At 73.9% G+C, this 21,596-nt stretch carries 2 protein-coding genes; both read right to left on the reverse strand.

All coding sequences use genetic code 11. The features are described 5' to 3' along the window. Complete coding sequence (locus ACI2L3_RS38380; RefSeq protein WP_404757098.1) at positions 1-4,062, reverse strand: amino acid adenylation domain-containing protein; 4,062 nt, start codon at positions 4,060-4,062, stop codon at positions 1-3. Next, positions 4,059-21,491, reverse strand: a complete 17,433-nt coding sequence (locus ACI2L3_RS38385) for a non-ribosomal peptide synthase/polyketide synthase (RefSeq protein WP_404757099.1) — start codon at positions 21,489-21,491, stop codon at positions 4,059-4,061. The genes ACI2L3_RS38380 and ACI2L3_RS38385 overlap by 4 nt, the downstream gene beginning before the upstream one ends. Positions 21,492-21,596: the final 105 nt, after the last annotated feature.

The raw sequence follows: 21,596 nt of genomic DNA on the forward strand, positions 1-21,596 counted from the left end.
CTAGATGCGGTCGTTCGCGTGTGAGTCGAGAATCGGAGCGATGACGTCCAGGGCCGCCGGCGTCGTCATCTCCAGGTGGGTGCAGTCCACTTCGAGCTCGTGGATCTCGCCCGTCACGTGGGCGTCCCACGCCTTCGTGGCGTACGGGTGCGAGCCGGTCGCCCGCCCGGAGCGGAACGCCAGTACGTCCCCGCGGAAGACGCCGGGCGTGAACCGGTCCGCTATGCGGCGGTTGTTGGCGGCCACCCGGTGCAGTGCCGCGATGCCGTCCTCGCCGAGGCCGGCGAGCGGGCTGTCCTGCTCGCGGAGGAGCGCGGCGACCCGGGCGGTCGAGAGGGGGCCGGTGTCCTCGGTGGGCCCGGCCGCGGCGGCGAGCACGGTGAGGATCTCCTGCAGCAGGTCGCCCTCCTGCTCCGCGTCCTGCGGGGCCTCCCAGTGCGAGGGGTACGAGTCGAGGAGCGCGAGCAGCTCGACCTCCGCGCCTTCGCTCTGCAGCCGGGTCGCGATCTCGTGCGCCACCAGACCGCCGAACGACCAGCCGACGAGCCGGTACGGGCCCTGCGGCCACACCTCACGGATCCGGGCCACATAGTCGGCGGCCATCTCGGGAAGGCCGGCCGCGGGAGTGTCGGCGGGGTTCAGGCCGCGCGCCTGCAAGGCGTACACGGTGGCGTCCGGGCCGAGCCGGGTGATGAAGCCGGTGTAGCACCAGCCGATGCCGACCACCGGATGGATGAGGAAGTACGGGGCCGGGGCGCCCGCGTCCTTGCCGCCGCGTCCCTCGCGGAGCCGCAGCAGCGGCGCGAACGGGTCGTCGTCGGCCGGGTCCTCGCCGCTGTCGCCGCCGTCCTGGCGCAGGCGCGCGGCCAGGGCCGCGACGGTCGGGGCCTCGAAGACGCTGCGGATCGACGCGGCGGTGCCCAGCTCGGCGCGGACGCGGTTCACCAGGCGGGTGGCGAGCAGGGAGTGCCCGCCGAGGTCGAAGAAGTCGTCGTCGACGCCGACCTCGTCGACACCGAGCACCTCGGCGAACAGGCGGCACAGCGCCGCCTCTTGAGCGGTGCGCGGTGCGCGCCCGGTAGTGCCGCGGCCCGCTGTGACGCCGGGCGCGGGCAGCGCCTTGCGGTCCAGCTTGCCGTTCGGGGTGAGGGGGAGGGCGGGGAGCGGGACGATGGCCGCGGGGACCATGTAGTCGGGGAGCAGGGTGCGTACGTGGGTGCGCAGTTCCTCGGGGTCGATGGCCTGCGCCGGGTCGGCCGGGACGGCGTACGCGATGAGGCGCTTGTTGCCCGGGTGGGCCTCGTGGACCACGGCCACGCTCTGTGCGACCGAGGCGTGCCGGGTCAGGGCCGCCTCGATCTCGCCCAGTTCGATGCGGTAGCCGCGGATCTTCACCTGGTGGTCGGTGCGGCTCAGGTACTCGAGCGTGCCGTCCGGGGACCAGCGGACCACGTCGCCCGTGCGGTACATGCGGGACCCGGCCGGGCCGTGCGGGTCGGCGACGAAGCGGGACGCCGTGAGGCCCGGCTGGTCCAGGTAGCCCCGGACGAGGCCTTCCCCGGCGAGGTACAGCTCGCCCGGGACGCCGGGGAGTACGGGGCGCAGGGCGCTGTCGAGGACGTAGGCGCGGGTGTTGCGGATGGGGCGTCCGATGGAGGGACCGGTCTGTGAGGCCGAACCGTCCTGCGTGGATTCTCCCCCGACCCGGGTGAGGGTCGCCGCCGTCGACCAGACGGTCGTCTCCGTCGGCCCGTACAGGTTGGTGACCTCCGCGCCCGTACGCGTCATGCGCTCCGCGAGGTCCGGGGGCAGGGCCTCGCCGCCCACCAGCATCCGCAGGCCCTCGGCGGCGGACGCCCGCTCCGTGAGCAGCGCGTGCCACAGCGTGGGCGTGGCCTGCATGATCGTCGCCCCGCTCGCCTCGATCAGGCCGGCGAGGGCCGCGGGGTCGACGACGGAGGACCGGTCGGCCACCACGACGCTTGCCCCGTGCAGCAGAGGCAGGTGCAGTTCCAGGGCGTGGATGTCGAAGGCGACCGTGGTCACCGCGAGCATCCGGTCCCCGGTGCCGAGCGGGAACCGCTCACCCATCGCCGTGAGGAAGTTGAGGAGGCTGCGGTGCGGGACCACCACGCCCTTGGGCGCGCCGGTGGAGCCCGAGGTGAAGATCGTGTACGCCGGGTGGTCCGGGCGCAGCGGGGCCACCCGCTCCTCGTCCGTGAGGTCCCGTCCGGCGTGACCGGCGGCCTCCGCGCGGAACTCCGCGCCGTCCAGGCAGAGCGCGTCCACTCCCCCGGGGAGTCCCGCCGCGCTCTCACGGGTGGTGAGGACCGCCGCCGGGCGGGCGCCCGCGAAGACGGCCGCGACCCGGTCGCGGGGGTGGGCGAGGTCGACCGGGAGGTAGGCGGCGCCCGCCTTCTGGACGGCGAGCAGCGCGACGACGAGGCGCGGGGAGCGCGGCACGGCGAGAGCGACGACGCTCTCCGGGCCGATGCCGCGCGCCACCAGGAGGCGGGCGACACGGTTCGCCTCGGCGTTCAGCTCCGCGTAGGTGTAGTTCTCGGAGGCGGAGTGCTCGGAGGTGTAGTTCTCGGGGGTGTGGTTCTCGGGTTCCTCGTGCCACAGGGCCACGGCGTCCGGTGTGCGGGCCGCCTGCTCCTCGAAGAGGGCGGGCCAGCACCGCTCCGACGGCTCGGCGGCGGTGTCGTTCCACTCGGTGAGGACGCGGTGCCGCTCGGCCGCGTCGAGTACGTCCACGTGGCCGGCCGGCAGGTCCGGGTCGGCCACCACGGAACGCAGCACGTTCCGCAGCCGGTCCGCCCAGCCGAGCACGGTGGCCTCGGTGAACAGGTCGGGCCGGTACGTCAGGCGCAGCCGCAGCGCCTCGCCCGGCAGGACGGTCAGGGTCAGCGGGTAGTGGGCGGCGCCGCTGCCCTCCGTACCGGCGATCTCCATGCCCCGGTAGGCGGGCGGGCCTTCGCCGGCCGGTGCCGGATAGTTCTCGAACACGTACAGCGTGTCGAAGAGTTCGCCGCCGGTACCGGCGAGCTGCTGGATCTCGCCGAGGCCGAGGTACTCGTGCGCGGCGAGTGCCGCGCGCTCCGTCTGGAGCCGCGCCATCATCGCCGTCACGGACTCGGCGGGGTCGACCCGCAGCCGTACCGGGAGGGTGTTGGCGAACAGGCCGATCATCGACTCGACGCCGGGCAGGTCCGACGGGCGGCCGGAGACCGTCGCGCCGAAGACGACGTCGTCCGTGCCGGTGAGCGCGGCGAGGACCAGCGACCAGGCGCCCTGCACCACGGAGTTCAGGGTGAGCCCGCGACGCCGTGCCAGGTCGGTGAGGTCCGCGGTGAGTTCCGCGCCCAGGGCCGTCTCGGTCTCCTCGGGGACGACGGTCTCGCGGCCCGCGCCGGCCGGGCCGAGCAGCGTGGGCTCCCGCAGGCCGTCGAGGTGGTGCCGCCAGGCGGCCTCGGCGTCCGTGCGGTCGCGGGCGGCCAGCCAGCGCAGGTAGTCGCGGTAGGGCCGGGGCGGGGGCAGGGTGTGGTCGCTGCCGTCCTGCGCGTACATCGTGAACAGCTCGTGCAGCAGCAGCGGCACGGACCAGCCGTCGAGCAGGATGTGGTGGCTCGTCATCACGAACCGGTACTCGCCCGGCGCGAGCCGGATCAGGAGGCAGCGGACCAGCGGCGGCTTGCGCAGGTCGAAGCGGGTGGCCCGGTCCTCGGCGAGCGCGGCGTCGAGCCGCTCCCGCCGCTCGCCGGGTGCGACCGGGGCGAGGTCGAGCAGCCGCCACGGCATCCGGACGCGGTCAGGGACGACCTGTACGGGTTCGCCGCCGCGGCGCTCGCGGAAGGCGCCCCGCAGGTTGCCGTGCCGGGCGAGCAGCCCGTCGGCCGCGCGGCGCAGCGCGCTCGCGTCCAGCTCACCGCGCAGGTCGAACACGAACTGCAGGTGGTAGACGTCGGCGCCGCGCTCGTCGTACTGCGCGTGGAACAGGAATCCCTCCTGCAGCGCGGTCAGCGGCAGCACGTCCTCGATGCGGGCCTTGGCGCGCGTCATCCCTGATCCCCGTTCTCGGTGGTGTGGTCGTCCGTGGTGGTGGCGGAGTGACCGGCGTCGCCGAACCCGTCGGGGCCGCCGAAGCCGTCCGTGTCGCCGAACCCCTCCGCGTCACCCGAGTCACCGAACCCGTCCATGCCGGCGAACTCGTCCAGGTCGGCGAACTCGTCCTCGAAGGCGTCGATGTCGGCCTGGTCAAGGTCCACCAGGTCGAAGTCGGATGCCGTCGCGCCGCCCGCGGTGTCCGACTCCACGTGGTGGGCCATCGCGGTCAGGGCGCGTGTCCAGGTGTCGGCCATGGCGGTCACCTGCGCCTCCGTGAGGAGTCCGGCCGGCCAGGTCCACGTGGCGCGCAGCTCCGTGCCGTCGGCCGACGCGCGGGCGACGGCGTTGACCGTGAGCGCCGTGCGCAGCGGCATCGCGCCCGGCGGCAGGCCCGCCCCTTCCCCGTCCGCCGCCTCGGGCGCGAGGCCCCAGTCGGCCGTACGGCCGGGCGCGTCGAAGCGGCCCAGGTAGTTGAAGCCGATCTGCGGCGTGGGGAGGGCGGCGAGCTCCGGCGCCGTGTCCGGGTTGAGGTAGCGGAGCAGGCCGTGGCCGATGCCCTGGTCGGGGACGGCACGCAGCTGTTCCTTGGCGCGCTTGAGTACGTCCCCGACGGCGGGGCCAGCCCGCCACAGGTCGTCCCAGTCCACCTCGCCCGGGTCGATCCGCACCGGGTGGACGCAGGTGAACCAGCCCACGGTGCGGGACAGGTCGAGCCCGGCGGTGAGCTCCTCGTGGCGGCCGTGGCCCTCGACCTCGACGAGCACAGGACCGCCCCGCGGCCGGTCGCCGCGGCCGGACAGGGCGGCGAGGGCGAGCGCGGTCAGCAGGACGTCGTTGACGCCCGCGTTGAACGCGGCGGGCACCCGGGAGAGGACCGTGTCGGTGACCTGCGCGGGCAGGGTGACCGTCAGGGACCGCGCGGTGGCGGTGGTGTCCCTTGCGGGGTCGAGGGGACGCGCGCCGAGCGGCTGCTCGGGCCGGTCGTGCAGGCCCTTCCAGAAGGCGAGTTCCGCGGTGCGGGACGGCTTGGCCGCCTCCTCGGTGAGGAGGGTCGCCCAGCGCCGGAGGGAAGTGCCGACCCGCTCCGGGTGCGGAGTGCGCCCGGCGGCGACCTCCTGCCATGCCGTGCTGAGGTCGTGCATCAGGACCCGCCAGGACACGCCGTCCACCGCGAGGTGGTGGAGCGTGAGCAGGAGGCGCCCGGAGGCCGCCCCGCCCGCGTCGAACCAGACCGCCTGGCACATCACGCCGTCCGCGGGGGAGACCCGCTCACCCGCGGCGGCGGCCTCCTTGGCGAGTACGGAGCGCGCCGACGCCTCGTCCATGTTGGTCAGGTCGACCCGGCGCAGGAAGCCGCCCGCGTCCACCGAGCCCACGGGCCGGACCCGAAGCCCCAAACCGCCCTCGCCGCGCGTGACTTCGAGCCGCAGCGCGTCATGGTGGTCGACCAGCGCCTGCAAGGCCGTCGCCAGGCCCGTCTCCGTCACCGCCGCCGGGACCTGGAGGAGCACCGACTGGAGCAGACCGTCCAGCGTGCCGCCGCGCTCCAGCAGGTCGTGCACGACCGGGGTGAGCGGGACCTCGCCCGTGCCGTCGTCGGCGGGCGCGTCCTCCGGCGCGGTGACCGTGCCCGCCGCGGCGGCGAGCTGGGCCAGCGTCCGGGCCTGGAAGACGTCCTTCGGGGCGAGTTCGAGACCTGCCGCGCGGGCCCGGCTCGCGAGCTGGATGGAGCCGATGCTGTCGCCGCCGAGCTCGAAGAAGTTGTCGTCGACGCCCACCTCTTCGACCCCGAGGACCTCGGCGACCAGGCGGCACACGACCTCTTCGCGCTCGGTGCGCGGGGCGGTCCTGGCCGCCGCCGACCGGAACACCGGGGCCGGCAGCACGGCCCGGTCCAGCTTGCCGTTGGCCGTGAGCGGCAGCTCGTCGAGCGCCACGACCGCCGCCGGGACCATGTACTCGGGCAGCGACTCCGCGACGTGGGCCCGCAGCTGGGCCTGGTCGACGCCGCGCGCCGGGTCGGCGGGCACGGCGTACGCGACGAGCCGCTTGTCGCCGGGCCGGTCCTCGCGGACCACGACGGCGCTCTGCGCGACCGACGCGTGCCGGGTCAGGACCGCCTCGATCTCGCCGGGCTCGATGCGGAAGCCGCGCACCTTGACCTGGTCGTCGGCGCGCCCGACGAACTCCAGGGCGCCGTCGTGCCGGCGGCGCGCCAGGTCACCGGTCCGGTACATGCGGGCACCCGCGGGCCCGTACGGGTCGGCGACGAACCGCTCACCGGTCAGCCCCGCGCGGTCGAGGTAGCCGCGCGCCAGACCCGCGCCCGCGATGTACAGCTCGCCGACGCAGCCGACCGGCACCGGGGCGAGCGCCGCGTCGAGCACGTACGCCCGGGTGTTGGCCATCGGACGGCCGATCGGCAGCCGGTCGCCCAGCTCGTCGGCGGCGCCGACGACATGGGTGGTGGCGCACAGGGTGATCTCCGTCGGCCCGTACAGGTGCCGCACCACGACGTGCGGCGCCGCGCGCAGCACGCTCTCGACGGCCGCGACGGACACGACGTCACCGCCGGTGAGGATCTCCTTGACGCCGCCGAGCGCGTCACCGAGGTCGTCGGCGACGACCCGGAAGAGGCCCGCCGTGAAGTGCACCCCGGTGATGCCCTCCGCGACGATCAGCCGCTTGAGCTCGGCGACGTCCGGCTCGCCGGGCGGCGCGAGCACGACCCGGCCGCCCGCCAGGAGCGGCACCCACAGCTCGTAGTTGGAGATGTCGAACGCGTACGGGGCGTGCATCAGGACCTGCTGATGGTGGCCGCCTTCGGCCCACGACGGGTCGAGGGCCAGCTCCAGGAGGGAGCGGTGGGTGATCGCGATGCCCTTGGGCTTCCCGGTCGACCCGGAGGTGTGCATGACGTACGCGAGGCTCTCCGGCCGCTCCGGCACGGCGGGCGCGCTGTCGGCGGACCCGGCCTCCTCGGCGAGGACGACCTCCGCGGCGTTCCCGGGCAGCCCGCGCTCGCGCCAGGAGCGGTCGGTGACGAGGACCCGCGCGCCGGAGCCCGCGAAGACCTCCCGCATGCGCTCGTCCGGGTAGCTCTCGTGCAGCGGCGCGTACGCGGCGCCCGCCTTGAGGATGCCGAGCAGCGCGACCACGAGCTCCGCGGACCGCTCCATCAGGACGGCGACGCGGTCCTCGGGGCGGACGCCGAGCCCGGTCAGGCGGTGCGCGAGCCCGTTGGCGCGCCGGTCCAGCTCGGCGTACGTCAGGTGGCTGCCGCCGACGGTCACGGCCACCGCGTCGGGGCGGGTGCGCGCGAGCCGTTCGAAGGTGGCGTGGACCGTCGAGTCGAGCCCGTCGACGGCCGTCTCGGTGGCGTTCCACTCGGTGAGGACCCGGTGCCGCTCGTCCGCGCCGAGGATGTCGATCCGGTCGACGGGCAGGTCCGGGTCGGCGAGCACCGCGGACAGCAGCCGCCGCAGCCGGGCGGCGATCAGCTCGGCGCTCTCGTGGTCGAACAGGTCGGCGCTGTATTCGAGCATGCCCCGGATACCGGCCGAAGTGCCGTGCTCGTCCGCGCGCTCCTGAAGGCTCAGCGACAGGTCGAACTTGGCGACGCCGATGTCGACCGGCTCACCGGCTGTGCGGAGACCGGGCAGTTCGAGGTCGGCCTCCGGAGTGTTCTGGAAGGCGAGCAGGACCTGGAAGAGGGGGTGGCGGGCGCGGGAGCGGGTGGGGTTGACGAGCTCGACGAGGCGCTCGAAGGGCACGTCTTGGTGGGCGTACGCGTCGAGGTCGGTCGACCGCACCCGGGTGACCAGCTCACGGAAAGTGGGCTGGCCGGAGACGTCCGTGCGCAGGACCAGTGTGTTGGTGAAGAAGCCGATGAGGTCGTCGAGTGCTTCGTCGGTGCGGCCTGCGATGGGGCTGCCGATGGGGATGTCGTCGCCGGCGCCGAGGCGGTTGAGTAGGGCGGCGAGTGCGGCCTGGACCACCATGAAGACGGAGGAGGACGACTCGCGCGCGAACTCCGCGAGGCGGGCGTGCAGTTCCGCGTCCCACTCCAAGGACACACGTCCGCCGACGTGGGTGGACTCGTTGGGCCGGGGCCGGTCGGTGGGCAGGTCCAGCTCTTCGGGCAGCCCGGCGAGGGCGTGCTGCCAGTGGGTCAGCTGGGTGTGCGCGACCGTGCCCGGCTCGCCCTCGTTGCCGAGGAGTTCGCGCTGCCAGAGTGCGTAGTCGGCGTACTGGACGGGCAGTGGCTCCCAGCTGGGAGCGGTGCCGTTGAGGCGGGCCGCGTAAGCCGTGCCGAGGTCGCGGGCGAGCGGGCCCATCGACCAGCCGTCACCCGCGATGTGGTGCAGCGAGATCAGCAGGACGTGCTCGCAGTCGCCGACCGTGAACAGCGCGGCGCGCAGCGGCAGTTCGCGCGACAGGTCGAAGCCCGCGCTCGCCGCCTCCTTCAGCAGCTCGGGCAGCCGTCGCTCGTCGGTCCGTACGAGGGAGAGGGCGAAGGCCGCGTCGGCGGGTGCCAGGACACGCTGCTCCACCTGCCCGTCGCTGGAGGGGAAGACGGTGCGCAGCGACTCGTGGCGGGCGACGACGTCGCCGAGCGCGGCCTCCAGGGCGGCCGTGTCGACGGTGCCGGTCAGACGCAGGACGACCGGCATGTTGTAGAGGGCGTCCGCGTCGTGCAGCCGGCCGAGCATCCACAGCCGGTGCTGGGCGAAGGAGAGCGGCAGCGGTGACGGCCGGTCCCGCGGCTCCAGGGCCGGGCGGCGCGCGGAGTCCGGGCCGGCGGAGACGGCGGCGAGCCCGGCGACGGTCGGCGTCTCGAAGAGCGCGGCCAGGGGGAGCTCGGCACCGAGGACGGTGCGGATGCGGCTGATGAGGCGGGTGGCGAGCAGGGAGTGCCCGCCGAGGTCGAAGAAACTGTCGTCGATGCCGACGTGGTCGACGCCGAGGACATCGGCGAAGAGGCCGCACAGGACTTCTTCGCGCGGGGTGCGCGGGGCGCGTCCGGTGGTCACCTGGCCGTAGTCCGGCACGGGCAGCGCGTCGCGGTGCACCTTGCCGGTGGGCGAGAGCGGTATCGCGTCGAGCGCGACGACGGCGGCCGGGACCATGTACTCGGGCAGCAGGTCACCGACGTACGAGCGGAGTTCGGACGCGTCGACGCCCCGTGCCTGGCCCGCGGGTACGACGTACGCCACGAGCCGCTTGTCGCCGGGCCGGTCCTCGCGGACGACGACGGCGGAGTGGGAGACCGACAGGTGCCGGTCGAGCACGGCGGCGATCTCGCCGGGTTCGATGCGGAAGCCGCGGACCTTGACCTGGTCGTCGGCGCGGCCCAGGTACTCCAGCTCGCCGTCACGGTTCCAGCGGACGAGGTCGCCGGTCCGGTACATGCGCTCCCCGGGCTCACCGAACGGGCAGGCCACGAAGCGCTCGGCGGTCAGACCCGGACGGTTCAGGTAGCCGCGCGCGACACCGTCACCCGCCAGATACAGCTCACCCATGACCCCGGCCGGGACCGGCCGCAGCCCAGACCCGAGCACGTAGGCACGCGTGCCCGTGACCGGACGGCCGATCGGCGCCGAGACGGCACCCGTCAGCGGGCTGCTGAGCGTGGCGCACACGGTCGACTCGGTCGGGCCGTACGCGTTGAGCATCGTCCGCCCCGACGACCAGCGGGCGGTCACCTCCGGCGGGCACGCCTCACCGCCGGTGATCAGCCCGCGCAGCGTGGGCACGCTCTCCGGGTCGAGGGTGGCGACGAAGGCGGGCGGCAGCATGGCGTGCGTGACGCCCTCGTCGGCGATGAGCCGCACGACGGCGTCCCCGACGACCTGCTCCGGACGCGGCACCACGAGGGTCGCGCCCGCCAGCAGGGTCATCACCAGCTCACCGGCCGACGCGTCGAAGCTGAGCGAGGCGAACTGCAGCACCCTGGAGCCGCCGTCCACACCCAGGGCCTCCTGGTGGGACAGGGCGAGACTCGCGAGCCCGCGGTGGGTGACCTGGACGCCCTTCGGGGTGCCGGTGGAGCCCGAGGTGTAGACGACGTACGCGGGGTGGCCGACGCGCAGCGGGGAGACCCGGTCCGCGTCGGTCAGGTCGGCGCCGGACAGCGCGGCCGTCTCCGCCACCAGGTCCGGGTCGTCGAGGCGCCAGCGCGGCACGGAGTCCGGCACACGGTCCCCGGCGGTGCCCACCGTGAGCAGACCCATGGGTGTGGCGTCCGCGCACATGTACGCGGCACGCTCGGCCGGGTAGTCCGGGTCGACGTTCAGATACGCCGCGCCCGCCTTCACCACGGCGAGCGCCGCGAGCACGAGGTCGGCCGAGCGCGGGACCGCGAGGGCCACCACCGAGTCGGGGCCCACCCCACGGCCGGCCAGCAGCCGGGCCATGCGGTTGGCGCGGGCGTTCAGCTCCGCGTAGCTCAGGGCCGTGCCGTCGTGCAGGACGGCGGTCGCGTCGGGCGTACGGGCCACCTGCGCCTCGAAGAGCGCCGGCAGCGGAGCCGCCTCCGCGCGGGCGCCCTCGGTGGCGTTCCACGCGGTGAGGACGCGGTGCCGCTCGTCGTCGCCGAGGACGTCGATCCGGCTGACCGGGACGTCCGGCTCGGCGACGGCCGTACGCAGCAGGTGCTCCAGGCGGCGCGCCAGGAGGGTCGCGGTGTCCGGTTCGAAGAGGTCGCGGTTGAACTCCAGCAGACCCTCTGCGCCACCGCCGTCACCGCCCGGCTCCCGCACGCTGAACACCAGGTCGAACTTGGCGACGTCGGTGGCGGCGGGCTCGGCTTCGATGGTCAGTCCCGGCAGGGCGAGGCTGACCTCCGGGGTGTTCTGCAGGACCAGCATCACCTGGAAGAGGGGGTGGCGGGCGCGGGAGCGGGTGGGGTTGACGAGTTCGACGAGCCGTTCGAAGGGCACGTCTTGGTGGGCGTATGCGTCGAGGTCGGTGGTGCGTACGCGGGTGACGAGTTCGCGGAAGGTGGGCTGTCCGGAGACATCTGTGCGCAGGACGAGGGTGTTGGTGAAGAAGCCGATGAGGTCGTCGAGGGCTTCGTCGGTGCGGCCTGCGATGGGGCTGCCGATGGGGATGTCGTCGCCGGCGCCGAGGCGGTTGAGGAGCGCGGCGAGGGCCGCCTGGACCACCATGAACACCGAGGAGGACGACTCGCGCGCGAACTCCGCGAGCTGAGCGTGGAGTTCCGCGTCCCAGCCGAACGGCACCATGCCGCCCCGGTGGCTGGCGGTCGCCGGACGCGGGTGGTCGGTGGGCAGGTCGAGCTCTTCGGGAAGCTCGGCGAGGGTGTTCTGCCAGTGGGCGAGTTGGGCGTGTGCGACTGTGCCGGTCTCGTCCTCGTCGCCGAGGAGTTCGCGCTGCCAGAGGGCGTAGTCGGCGTACTGGACGGGCAGCGGTTCCCAGTCGGGCTCCGAGCCGTCGAGGCGGGCCGCGTACGCCTCGCCCAGGTCGCGGGCGAGCGGGCCCATCGACCAGCCGTCACCCGCGATGTGGTGCAGGGAGACGAGGAGGACGTGCTCGGACGAGGAGACGGCAAAGAGCCGGGCGCGAAGCGGCAGTTCGGCGGCGAGGTCGAAGCCTTCACCGGCTGCTGCCGTCAGCAGTTCGGGCAGCTGCTGCTCGTCGGTCTCGGTGACGGGCAGGGATACGTTCCAGGTGTCGAGGACTGCCTGTCGGGCTTCGCCGTCGACCTCGGGGAAGACGGTGCGCAGGGATTCGTGGCGTCCTACGACGTCGTTGAGGGCGGCGCGCAAGGCGTCCCGGTCCAGGTCTCCCCGCAGGCGCAGGACGACGGGCATGTTGTAGAGCGCGTCGGTGCTTTCGAGGCGGTTGAGGAACCACAGGCGGCGCTGGGCGAAGGACAGCGGTACGGAGTCGGGGCGTTCCGTCCGGCGGACCAGCGCCGGGCGTGCTTCCTCCGTGCCGGAGAGGTCCGCGATCCCCGCCACGGTGGGCGCGTCGAACAGGGCCGTGAGTGGCAGTTCGACGCCGAGTGCGGCGCGGATGCGGCTGACGAGGCGGGTGGCGAGCAGCGAGTGTCCGCCGAGGTCGAAGAAGCTGTCGTCGATGGTTACGTGGTCGACGCCGAGGACGTCGGCGAACAGGCCGCACAGGACTTCTTCGCGTGGCGTGCGCGGTGCGCGTCCCGTCGCCGTGGCGGCGAAGTCGGGGGCGGGCAAGGCGCGCCGGTCCAGCTTGCCGTTCGGGGTCAGCGGGAGTGCGTCGAGGGCGACGACGGCGGCCGGGACCATGTACTCGGGCAGCGAGCCGCCCACGTGCGAGCGCAGTTCGGCGGAGTCGACGCCCCGGGCCGGATCGGCGGGGACGGCGTACGCGACGAGCCGCTTGTCGCCCTGCCGGTCCTCGCGGACGACCACCGCCGCCTGCGCGACGGAGGCGTGCCGCCTGAGCACGGCGGCGATCTCGCCGGGTTCGATGCGGAAGCCGCGGACCTTGACCTGGTCGTCGGCGCGGCCCAGGTACTCCAGCTCGCCGTCACGGTTCCAGCGGACGAGGTCGCCGGTCCGGTACATGCGGCCCCCGGGCTCACCGAAGGGGCAGGCCACGAAGCGTTCGGCGGTCAGGCCGGGGCGGCCCAGATAGCCGCGCGCGACACCGCCGCCCGCGACGTACAGCTCACCGGGCACACCGGCCGGGACCGGCCGCAGCCCCGAACCGAGCACGTAGAAGCGGGTGTTGGCGAGCGGGCGACCGATCGGCAGGGCGCCGGGGGCGAGCTCCGCGTTCGGGGCGACGCGGTGTTCGGCGCAGCTGACGGTGGTCTCCGTCGGTCCGTACACATTGCGCACGGCGACCGACGGGTGCGCGTCGCGCCAGGAGCCGAGCGCCCCGGCCGTGAGGGCCTCACCGGCGAGCAGCAGGTCGCCGGTCGGCGAGGCGGACTCCGGCAGGGCCTCCAGGGTCGGCAGGTGGCTGGGCGTCGCCTTCAGCAGGGTCGGCGAGGTCGCGGGCAGCCCGGCGTCGTCGAGACTGCCGACGGTCACGCATCCGCCGACCGTGAGCGGCGTGAGGAGCGCCGTCACCGTCATGTCGAAGGAGACGGACGAGTGCAGCAGCGCGGAGCCGCGCGCACTCTCGTAGCTCGCGCCCGCCCACTCCAGGTAGTCGACGAGGTTGCGCTGTTCGACGACGACACCCTTCGGGGTGCCGGTGGAGCCCGAGGTGTAGATGACGTACGCCGGATGGTGCGGGTGCAGCGGCGCGGTCCGCAGGTCGTCGCCCGGGTTGTCGGCCAGGGGCGCGACGGCGTCCGCGAACAGCGGCGGCACGGCGGCGAACTCGGCGCGCCCCCGCACCGTCTCCTCGGTCGTCAGGAGCAGCGCGGGCGCGGCGTCGCCCAGCATGTACGCGATGCGGTCGGCCGGGTAGCCGGTGTCGACCGGCAGATACGCGGCGCCCGCCTTGAGGACGCCGAGCAGCCCCGCGAGCAGCAGCGGCGACGGCGGCAGGGCGACGGCCACCAGGTCCTCGGGGCCGGCGCCGAGCGCCGTCACCCGGCGCGCCACGCCGTTGGCGAGCGCGTTCAGCTCCGCGTAGCTCAGCCGCTCGGCGCCGTGCGCGACGGCCGTGGCGTCGGGTGTACGGGCGGCCTGGGCCTCGAACAGTTCCGGCAGCGTGGCGGGCCGGACCTCGGTCGCGGTGTCGTTCCACGCGGTGAGGACGCGGTGCCGCTCGTCGTCGTCGAGAACGTCGATCCGGCTGACCGGGGCGTCCGGGTCGGCGAGGAGGGCCCGCAGGACGCGTTCGAGGCGCGCGGCGAGGGCGGCGGCGGTTCCGTGGTCGAAGAGGTCCCCGTTGTACTCGAGGGTCCCGGCGATGCCGCCCGGCCCCTGGCCGTCCTCGCTCCGGCGCTCCGTGACGTTGAACGACAGGTCGAACTTGGCGACCCCCACATCGGCGGGCTCGACCGCGAAGGAGAGTCCCGGCAGTTCTAGGCCGACCTCGGGGGTGTTCTGGAAGGCGAGGAGGACCTGGAAGAGGGGGTGGCGGGCGCGGGAGCGGGTGGGGTTGACGAGCTCGACGAGCCGTTCGAAGGGCACGTCTTGGTGGGCGTACGCGTCGAGGTCGGTGGAGCGTACGCGGGTGACGAGTTCGCGGAAGGTGGGCTGGCCGGAGACGTCCGTGCGGAGCACCAGTGTGTTGGTGAAGAAGCCGATGAGGTCGTCGAGGGCTTCGTCGGTGCGGCCTGCGATGGGGCTGCCGATGGGGATGTCGTCGCCGGCGCCGAGGCGGTTGAGGAGCGCGGCGAGGGCCGCCTGGACAACCATGAAGACGGAGGACGACGACTCACGCGCGAACTCCGCCAGGCGGGCGTGCAGTTCGGCGTCCCAGTCGACGCCGACGCGCCCGCCCGTGTGGCTGGCGGTCGCCGGACGCGGCCGGTCGGCGGGCAGATTCAGTTCCTCGGGAAGCCCGGCGAGGGTGTTCTGCCAGTGGGCGAGCTGGGCGTGCGCGACCGTCCCGGACTGGTCCTCGTCGCCGAGGAGTTCGCGCTGCCAGAGGGCGTAGTCGGCGTACTGGACGGGCAGCGGCTCCCAGTCGGGCTCCGAGCCGTCCAGGCGAGCCGCGTACGCCTCGCCCAGGTCGCGGGCGAGCGGGCCCATCGACCAGCCGTCACCCGCGATGTGGTGCAGCAGCAGCGCGAGCACGTGCTCGCTGTGGCTGAGCTTGAACAGGGCGGCACGAAGCGGCAGTTCGGCGGCGAGGTCGAAGCCTTCACCGGCTGCTGCCGTCAGCAGTTCGGGCAGCTGCTGCTCGTCGGTCTCGCTCACCGGCAGGGATATGTCCCATGTGTCGAGGACTGCCTGTCGGGCTTCGCCGTCGACCTCGGGGAAGACGGTACGTAGCGACTCGTGGCGTCCTACGACGTCGTTGAGGGCGGCGCGCAAGGCGTCCCGGTCCAGGTCTCCCCGCAGGCGGAGCACGACGGGCATGTTGTAGAGCGCGTCGGTGCTTTCGAGGCGGTTGAGGAACCACAGGCGGCGCTGGGCGAAGGACAGTGGCACGGATTCGGGGCGTTCGGTCCGGCGGACGAGCGCGGGGCGTGCTTCTTCCGTGCCGGAGAGGTCGGCGATCCCCGCCACGGTGGGCGCGTCGAACAGGGCTGTCAGCGGCAGTTCGACGCCGAGGGCTGTGCGGATGCGGCTGACGAGGCGGGTGGCGAGCAGGGAGTGTCCGCCGAGGTCGAAGAAGCTGTCGTCGATGGTCACGTGGTCGACGCCGAGGACGTCGGCGAACAGGCCGCACAGGACTTCTTCGCGCGGGGTGCGCGGGGCGCGTCCCGTCGCCGTTGCGGCGAAGTCGGGGGCGGGCAGGGCGCGCCGGTCCAGCTTGCCGTTAGGCGTCAGCGGCAGCGCGTCCAGGGCCACCAGGGAGGCCGGAACCATGTACTCCGGCAGCAACGCGCCGATGTCGGACCGCAGTTGCGCCGTGTCGACGCCTCGCGCGGGGTCGGCCGGAACCACGTACCCGACCAGGCGCTTGTCACCGGGACGGTCCTCCCGTACCAGCACCGCCGCCTGCGCCACGGCGGGACTGCCGGTCAGCGCGGACTCGATCTCGCCGAGCTCCACGCGCAGGCCGCGGATCTTGACCTGCTCGTCGGCCCGGCCCAGGTACTCCAGCTCGCCGTCGGCGGTCCGGCGGACGAGGTCGCCGGAGCGGTACATGCGCTCGCCGGGCTCACCGAAGGGGCAGGCCACGAAGCGTTCGGCGGTCAGGCCGGGGCGGCCCAGATAGCCGCGCGCGACGCCGTCACCCGCCAGATAGAGCTCTCCCGCGACACCGGCGGGGACCGGTCGCAGCCACGCGTCGAGGACGTAAGCGCGCATGTTGGGGACGGGCGCGCCGATGGCCGGCCGCGCGGTGCCGGACAGGGGGCCGCTCAGGGTGGCGCAGACCGTGATCTCGGTGGGGCCGTAGGCGTTGAGCATCGTCCGGCCGGGCGACCAGCGGGCCACCAGCTCGCCGGAGGAGGCCTCGCCGCCCACGAGCAGGGTGCGGACGGAGGGCAGGTCGCCCGGCGTGAGGACGTCGAGGACGGACGGCGGCAGCAGTGTGTGCGTGATCCGCCGCTCCGCCGCCAGCTCCACCAGCGGGGCGCCCGGCCGCAGCCGGTCCGCGGGGGCGAGCACCAGCGTGGCGCCGGACAGCAGCGCCATCGACAGTTCCCAGAACGCCGCGTCGAAGCTGAACGAGGCGAACTGCAGCACGCGGTCGCCGGGCCCGAGGTCCCACACCTTCCGTGTCTCCAGCAGCCCGGCGACACCCGTGTGGGTGACGACGACGCCCTTGGGGCGGCCGGTCGAGCCCGAGGTGTAGATGACGTACGCCGGGTGGGAGCGGTGCAGCGGGACGCGGCGCTCGGCGTCGGTGACGTCGTGCGCGGCGAACTCCGTGACGTCGGCGGTGTCCAGGGTCAGGTGGTCGGTGCCGGCCGGCAGGGCGGCGGCGAGGTCGCTGGTCGTAAGGGTCAGCGCGGGCGCGGCGTCGCCGAGCATGTACGCGATGCGGTCGGCCGGGTAGGCGGGGTCGACCGGCAGGTAGGCGGCGCCCGCCTTGAGCACGGCGAGCACCGCGACCGGCAGCTCCGCGGAGCGCGGCAGCATCAGGGCCACGGTGTCCTCGGGGCCGATGCCGCGCCGGACGAGGAGCCGGGCCAACAGGTTGGCGCGCTCGTTCAGCTCGCCGTAGGTCAGCGTGGTGTCCTCGTGGACGACGGCGGTCGCGTCCGGGGCGAGGGCGGCCCGCTCCTCGAACAGCTCCGGGACGGTGCGGGCCGGGAGGTCCGTGCCGGTGGCGTCCTCACCGTCGGCCAGTAGGGCGTGTTCGTCGGCCGTCAGGAGGTCGAAGTCGCCGATGCGCCGCTCGGGGGCGGCCGCCGCGTCGGTGAGGAGCCGCAGCAGCCGGGACATCAGCCGCTCGACGGTGTCCTGGTCGAACAGGTCGGTGCTGAACTCGACGAAGCCGTCGAGCCCGGCGGGGGAGCCGTCGGCGGCCCTGGTCTCCGTCAGGCTCAGGGAAAGGTCGAACTTGGAGCCGCCGGGGTGGACGCCGTAGGGGGCGACGTCCAGGCCGGGCAGGGTCATCCCGGACGCCGGCGTGTTCTGCAGCGCGAGGAGGATCTGCACCAGCGGCTGGCGGCCCGCGACCCGTGCCGGGTTGAGGGCCTCGACCAGGCGCTCGAAGGGCAGGTCCTGGTGGGCGTAGGCCGCCAGGTCGGTGGTGCGGACGCGGTCCACGAGCTCGCCGAAGCCGGGGTTGCCGGACGTGTCGGTGCGCAGCACCAGCGTGTTGACGAAGAAGCCGACGAGTTCGTCGAGCGCCTCGTCGGTGCGGCCCGCGACGGGGCTGCCGACCGGGATGTCGGTGCCCGCGCCGAGGCGGCTCAGGAGCGCGGCGAGACCTGCCTGGAGCACCATGTGGAGGGTCGCGCGGCGCTCGCCCGCCAGCGCGAGGAGGGCCTGGTGCAGGCCGGCGTCGACGGAGACGGGAAGCGCCGAGCCCTCGTTGCCGGGGGTCGCGGGGCGCGGTCGGTCGGCGGGCAGCGCGAGCTCCTCGGGCAGGCCCGCGAGCGCCGAGCGCCAGAAGTCGAGCTGCTGCCGGGCGAGGCTGCCCGACTCGCCGTCGCCGCCGAGGAGTTCGCGCTGCCAGAGCGCGTAGTCGGCGTACTGGACGGGCAGCGGCTCCCAGTCGGGCGCGGTGCCGCCGAGGCGGGCCGCGTAGGCGTCGCCCAGGTCGCGGGCGAGCGGGGCCATGGACCACTCGTCGCCCGCGATGTGGTGCATGACGAGTGCGAGGACGTGCTCCCGCGGGCCGTGCGCGAACAGCGTGGCCCGCACCGGTATCTCGCGGGACAGGTCGAAGTCGGTCCGGGCCGCCGCGTCGAGGAGCGAGGCCAGCTCCTCCTCATCGGTCCCGGTCACCGGCAGCGGCACGTCCCACGTGCCGAGCACCGACTGCCGTGCCTGGCCGTCGACTTCGGGGAAGACGGTCCGCAGGGACTCGTGGCGTCCCACGACGTCGTTCAGGGCGGCGCGCAGCGCGTCCCGGTCCAGGTCGCCGCGGAGCCGCAGGGCGAGCGGCATGTTGTACGTCGAGCCGACACCGCCGGCCCGGCGCAGGAACCACAGCCGCTGCTGGGCGAAGGACAGCGGCAGCACCTCGGGCCGGTCCACCGGCACCAGCGCCGGACGCACGGACGCCGCCCCGCCGCCCTCACCGAGGCTGTCGGCGAGCCCGGCGACGGTCGGCGACTCGAAGAGCCGCACCAGCTGGATCTCCGCGCCGAGCTCGGCGCGCACCCGCACGGCCAGCCGGGTGGCGAGCAGCGAATGGCCGCCCAGGTCGAAGAAGTTGTCGTCGATGCCGACCCGCTCCACGCCGAGGACCTCGGCGAAGAGCCGGCACAGGGTCTCCTCGCGGGCGGTGCGCGGCGCGCGGCCGCCGCCGCCGTCGAACCGGGGCGCGGGCAGGGCACGCCGGTCCAGCTTGCCGTTGACGGTCAGCGGCAGCGCGGCCAGGGCGACCACGGCCGCCGGAACCATGTACGAGGGCAGGGCCTCGCTCGCGTACGCCCGCAGCGCGGCGGTGTCGAGAGCCGCACCGGCGTCACGCGGCACCGCGTACGCCACGAGGCGCTTGTCGCCGGGCCGGTCCTCGCGGACGACGACCGCGACCTCGGCCACCGCGGGGTGACGGTCGAGCACCGCCTCGATCTCGCCCAGCTCGATGCGGAAGCCGCGGATCTTCACCTGCTGGTCGGCGCGGCCCTCGTAGGAGAGGAGGCCGTCGGCCGTCCAGCGGGCCAGGTCGCCGGTGCGGTACATGCGCTCGCCCGGCTCGCCGAAGGGGCAGGCCACGAAGCGTTCGGCGGTCAGCCCCGCGCGGCCCAGATAGCCGCGGGCGAGACCGGCACCCGACACGTACAGCTCGCCGACGGCGCCGGGCGGCGCCGGACGCAGCCGGTCGTCGAGGACGTAGGCGCGCAGGTCGGGCAGGGCGGGCCCGACGGTGCTCCCGTTGTCCGCCGCGGCGCTCTCGCGGGTCAGGGCCTGCTGGGTGACGTGCACGGTCGTCTCGGTGATGCCGTACATGTTGACGAGCGTCGGGGCGTCATCGGCGTGCCGCTCGTACCACTCGGCGAGCCTGCCCGGAACCAGCGCCTCGCCGCCGAACACGACGTGCCGCAGCGCGAGTTCGCGGCCGGGGCGGCGCTGGTCGGCCTGGATGAGCTGGTAGAACGCCGACGGGGTCTGGTTGAGGACGGTGACGCGCTGCTCGGCGAGCAGGTCGAGGAACGCCTCGGGGGAGCGGGACACGGCGTGCGGCACGACGACGAGACGGCCGCCGCACAGCAGGGCGCCCCACAGCTCCCACACCGAGAAGTCGAAGGCGTACGAGTGGAACAGCGTCCACACGTCGTCCGCCCCGAAGCCGAACTGCTCCTCGGTGGCGGAGAACAGCCGGGTCACGTTGCGGTGGGTGACGACGACGCCCTTCGGGCGGCCCGTCGAACCGGACGTGAAGATCACGTACGCGGGGTGGTCGGCGCACAGCGGGGCGGTCCGGTCGGCGTCGGTGGGGTCGTGCGCGGGCTCCCGGCCCGGGTCGCGCGCCTCGCGCACCGCCGCCACGCCGTCGAGGACGAGCACCGGCCGCGCCTCGTCGAGGACGGTCTCGCGACGGGCCGCCGGCGCGTCCGGGTCGACCGGCAGATAGCCCGCGCCGCTCTTGAGGACGGCGAGTACGGCGACGACCAGCTCGACGGAGCGGGGCAGGACCAGGCCGACCAGGCTCTCGGGGCCGGCGCCGCGCGCGATCAGGCGGTGGGCGAGACGGTTGGCCCAGGTGTTGAGCTCCCCGTACGTGAGCGTGGTGTCCTCGCACACCACGGCCACGGCGTCGGGCGTCCGCCGGGCCCGGTCCTCGAACCACGCGGGGAGGGTGCCCGCGTCGAGGCCGGCGGCCGTGCCGTTCCACTCGGTGAGGACGCGGTGGCGCTCCTGCCCGTCCATGACGTCGACGGTGCCGATCGCCCGGCCGGGCTCGGCGGTCAGCGCCCGCAGGTAGGCGATGAAGCGGCGCCCGTGCTCGGCGATGTCCCGCTCGCCGTACGCCGCGGTGTTGCCCGCGATGCGCACACCGATCCCGTTGTCGCCGCTGCCGCCCTCGAAGACGAGGACGAGGTCGTCGACGGGACCGCTGGGCATCCCGTGCGCCGCGCCCGTGCACGGCCCGAACCGCAGACCCTCCTCCAGCGGAAGGAAGTTGATGGACGGGCCGAACATCCGGCGGGAGAACCCGCCGAGCCCGAGGTCCTTGCGCAGGTCCTCGCCGCGGTAGCGCTGGTGGCGCAGCAGCCCGCGCATCTCCTGGCCGACGTGGCGCTGCAGCTCCTCGAAGGACATGGCCGGGTCGACGGAGACGCGCAGCGGCAGGATGTTCGAGGCCATGCCCGGGGTGGACTTGGTGACCGGGGTGAGGCGTCCGGTGACGGGGAAGCCGAGCACGACGTCGTCGGTGCGGGTGAAGTGGCGCAGATACGCCGTGGCGGCCGCGGTGAGCGTGACCTGCCAGGTGGACCGGGACTCGCGGGCGAGCCGCTTGATCCCGTCGAAGTACTCGGGTTCCAGGCGGCCCTCGAAGCGGGGGGACTCGCCCCACAGGCCGGTGGCGCGGTCGGGGAGGTTGAGGATCTCGGCGTCGTCGCCGAACCGGTCGAGCCAGTAGGCGCGGTCCCGCTCGCTCCGCTCGCTCTCCGTGTACTTCGCGTGGTCTTCGGTGAATTCGGCGAGCGAGGAGAAGGGGCTGGGGCTCGCGGAACCTTCGAAGTCCTTGTTGTAGCACTGCGCGACGCGCTGCACGAGCAGACTGAATCCGTAGGCGTCGCAGATAATGTGGTGCACGCGGGTGTACCAGTAGAAGCGGTCCGGGGCGACCTGGAACAGCATCATCACGAACAGCGGCCCGTGCCGGAGGTCGAAGGGCCGGTCGAGGTCGTCCTGCATCGCGGCCAGGGCCGCGGCGTGCGGATCGGCCTCCTGCGACACGTCGAGGAAGGGCAGCGGCCAGTCGCGCTCGGCGCGCACCGACTGCCACGGCACGCCGCCCGTCTCACCGAAGGTGACGTGGAGGGCCTCGGCCTCGTCGGTGGCCTGCCGCAGCGCCTTCTCGAACAGCCCCCGGTCGAACGGACCCTGGATCTCCACGTAGCCGTTGATGTTGTACAGCAGGCTGTTCGGAGCCAGCTCCTGGGCGAACCAGATGCGCTGCTGCGCCGCCGACAGCGTGTGACCGGTGGAATGCGTACCCGTACCCTCGAACACCCTGCGAATCCCCCACGGATCAACGGGGGCAGGTCAGGTGAAGAGATCTTTCGCCTCTGGCCCCCCGGCGCGGCGGGCTCCTACGGCGTCCCGCGCGCACTTTCC

The sequence above is a fragment of the Streptomyces sp. NPDC029674 genome (genome assembly GCF_044903205.1).
Taxonomy (GTDB): domain Bacteria; phylum Actinomycetota; class Actinomycetes; order Streptomycetales; family Streptomycetaceae; genus Streptomyces.

Bases quoted from the DNA above. Each gene is read 5' to 3' on its own strand.
- ACI2L3_RS38380 (WP_404757098.1), bottom strand. From the start codon at position 4,062: ATGACGCGCGCCAAGGCCCGCATCGAGGACGTGCTGCCGCTGACCGCG.